4 protein-coding genes and 1 pseudogene are annotated in these 2612 nt (G+C 53.1%); 2 read left to right on the forward strand and 3 right to left on the reverse strand.

Translation table 11 applies throughout. The features are described 5' to 3' along the window. The coding region (locus Xbud_RS18725) for a SymE family type I addiction module toxin (protein ID WP_099137493.1) at positions 1–241 on the forward strand (241 nt) is incomplete at its 5' end. A gap of 44 nt (positions 242–285) precedes the next feature. On the opposite strand, the gene Xbud_RS18730 is transcribed toward Xbud_RS18725, so the two are convergent. Together Xbud_RS18730 and Xbud_RS18735 are read right to left on the reverse strand one after the other, a co-directional pair. Next, on the reverse strand, positions 286–600 hold the full coding sequence (locus tag Xbud_RS18730) for a hypothetical protein (protein ID WP_099137494.1): 315 nt from the start codon (positions 598–600) through the stop codon (positions 286–288). Further along, the gene (locus tag Xbud_RS18735) at positions 597–1526 is read right to left on the reverse strand and encodes a hypothetical protein (protein WP_244590044.1); all 930 of its coding nucleotides are present in this window, start codon (positions 1524–1526) and stop codon (positions 597–599) included. The genes Xbud_RS18730 and Xbud_RS18735 overlap by 4 nt, the downstream gene beginning before the upstream one ends. 337 nt (positions 1527–1863) lie before the next feature. Between Xbud_RS18735 and Xbud_RS20000 the strand changes: the two genes are divergently transcribed. Then, positions 1864–2136 carry a hypothetical protein gene (locus Xbud_RS20000; RefSeq protein ID WP_011145473.1) on the forward strand — a complete coding sequence of 91 codons (273 nt, stop codon included), beginning with the start codon at positions 1864–1866 and terminating at the stop codon, positions 2134–2136. A 229-nt stretch (positions 2137–2365) separates the two neighbouring features. Here Xbud_RS20000 and Xbud_RS18750 read toward each other — a convergent pair. Next, positions 2366–2612, reverse strand: a pseudogene (locus Xbud_RS18750) (site-specific tyrosine recombinase XerC); the annotation flags it as partial.

Below are 2612 nucleotides of genomic sequence, written 5' to 3' on the forward strand. Positions count from 1 at the left end.
GGCTAACCGCGATTGTAATGCAGATTTAGCGATTTCAAAAGCCCGGCGCAGCTATAAGGTGGGGTATGCCCGCACCCGCCACGAAGACCGCAGCACCGGCATGACCCGTTATTACAGCCAGCATCCCAGCCTGCACCTTAAAGGCAACTGGCTGGAAGAAGCGGGCTTTGCGACCGGACTGCCGGTGCAGGTTAGTGTTGAGCACGGGCAGTTGATTATCCGGCTTGTTGAGAACAGCTGACGGTTAAAAGCAGGAAGCTCCCGGCCACTGACCGGGACGCCTAATTAACAAAAATCCTGTTCTATATTACCTTCCGCTTTTAGGATTGCCAAAAAGCGTTGATAAGCAGTTTCATCTAATTCAAGTAGATCGTCTAATAACCTCTCTCTAATCAACGCCCAATGATAAATACCCGGATTATTATTTTGAAAATATACCAGTTCACCATTCAATGTAGGATCAATTACTGTTACTTGCGAAAGATCATAAGCGGATAATCCTCCATAATTTCTTGGCATGCCTAAACATAAGGATTTTTCATTTATCCAATAAATAGCAAATACATCAATGACTTCACCATCTGATTCTTTTATTTTCATTTAACATTATCCTTTATTGAATCTATTACCTTTTTAGGATCCTGTTGGATTCTCTGAGGGGTAGTAATCTTCATGTCATAGGCTTTACCAGTATTTGAGTTGTACTGGTAATGTATAGTTATCGTTTGTCCATCAGGGAGCTTATGTTTTGCTTCCATTTTTTGGAAACCTGCTGCCATAGGAAAACGCGGATCATTATTTAATCCTGGTAAATCTTTTCCTTGCAGGGGATTAGATTGCACCTGTTTCCAGAAAGTTTGCTCATTCAGATCCCTTGGTGCTGCAACTTGTTGCCCCGGTTTCGCGGTAGATATCTTTTCAGCATTTTTGATAAGCTGTTGATGATAAACAGTATTAGCCGATTTATCACCCAGATTCGTTGTGCCTTGACTGTTTTTCCCAATCTTTTCCAGCGCCGTTTTCTCTGTATTAACATCCGCGCCTGTGCTCCCCTTTGTTGTTGGCAATGATTTTGGCCCTTTGGCTCCCTCCATCACAATAGGCAGCGTCATCGCCATTGCAGCGGCAGTTTCCTGACTCATACCCATCGCTTCAAAGCGTTTTGTCCAGCCGAGTTCGCCTACCTTGCCTGTGGCCGCCTGACCTAACGTATTCACTGCCGACAGGTAATTTCTGAACTCAACCGGCAATGTGCCATCCCGGTCCATATTTTTGAGGGTACGTTCAAACACCGGCCACTGATCAACCAGATAACCATACTTCTGAGCGCACTGGCTCGGGTTGCTGTTGCAGAAGTTCATCATTTCCTGCTGATTACGGATATTGGTCTCTACCATATCCTTGATCACTTGTTTGCAGCTCTCCCCTTCACAGGTGCGGGCTTGGTGCGCAAAACTGTCCAGCTCATTCACGCTCAAAAAGTTATTCTCAATAACAACCCATTCCATTGCGAAGTTGACCGCCAAACACCGATTTTCCCAATGCCCTCAGCCAGTTACCACCCGTTTTTTCCAATGGGCGTTCACCGCCGGCCCCAAAACCCCCTGACGCGCTTTTCGCCCCCGAAGGCCGGTTTTTCCCGCCGCGCTCTGGTCAGTGTAGCGCCTTTTTCGGCAACGGGCGAACGTCGCCCAACTCGCTTGGGCGGCGGGTGCCCGTTCTGCGGGCGCGGGCGGCACAGAGCCCGCAAGCGGCGCCCCTGCGACGCTCTGAGGCACTGTGGCTTCGGTTTGCGTATGACCTTGCATGACCACGCGGTTTTGTTTTGTTCAGGGAAGCCCCCGGGGGCTGCACGGGGCGGCGATGGCGAGCACGGGAATGAGCAAGGAGCCTGCGACTGCGAACCGGGCGCAGCCAGTGCAGCGGGGTTGGGGCGGGGGGAAGTCAATGAGCGGAGGCCGCAGGCCGATCTGCCTTCAGGGTTGTTGGCCGGACGTTGGCACGGCAGCTAAAGAAGAACTCAGAGTTGCCGATGTCCGGCTCAGTCGGTTAGAGCATAAGGCGCAGCCTTGTGCGCCACACCCGCCAATGCTGACCCGCGGGGGCGCAAGACATAATGCCAATTATACGCATTAAGCCGCTCATCAATGCTCAGGCGGTTGCCCGGGCTCACCGGCGCAGTGCGTATAATTCCCCCGCATTATGTTCAATAGGCGTTGGGCGGCCTGGACCGGCTTAACGGGGACGCTCGTGGTTGAGCCGCCTGACGACTATTTACCCCCGCGTGCGCCGATGCCGACGGGCAGTCCGGCCACGGTCTGCCCCCACACCGAACCCGCCCAACTCAACGGGGGCGTGTGGACGTTCAGCGGCTATCGGCGGTTGAGGTCGGCTCTGAACTGTCCGGCGGCGTGTCCGTGCCGGCGTTATCGTCGGCGTACAGGTCGGCCAGTAAACCCACCTCATCGGCGTCGCGGACTTTTTCGTCGGCCATTTGCTCCGCCGGATGCGTACTGGCGTGCACCGCCTGCAAGGCCCGGATAGAGACCTGCGTATACACCTGGGTGGATTCCACGCTGGCATGGCCTAACATGGCCTGTATCCAGCGCAGG

The sequence above is a fragment of the Xenorhabdus budapestensis genome, assembly GCF_002632465.1.
GTDB classification, from domain to species: domain Bacteria; phylum Pseudomonadota; class Gammaproteobacteria; order Enterobacterales; family Enterobacteriaceae; genus Xenorhabdus; species Xenorhabdus budapestensis.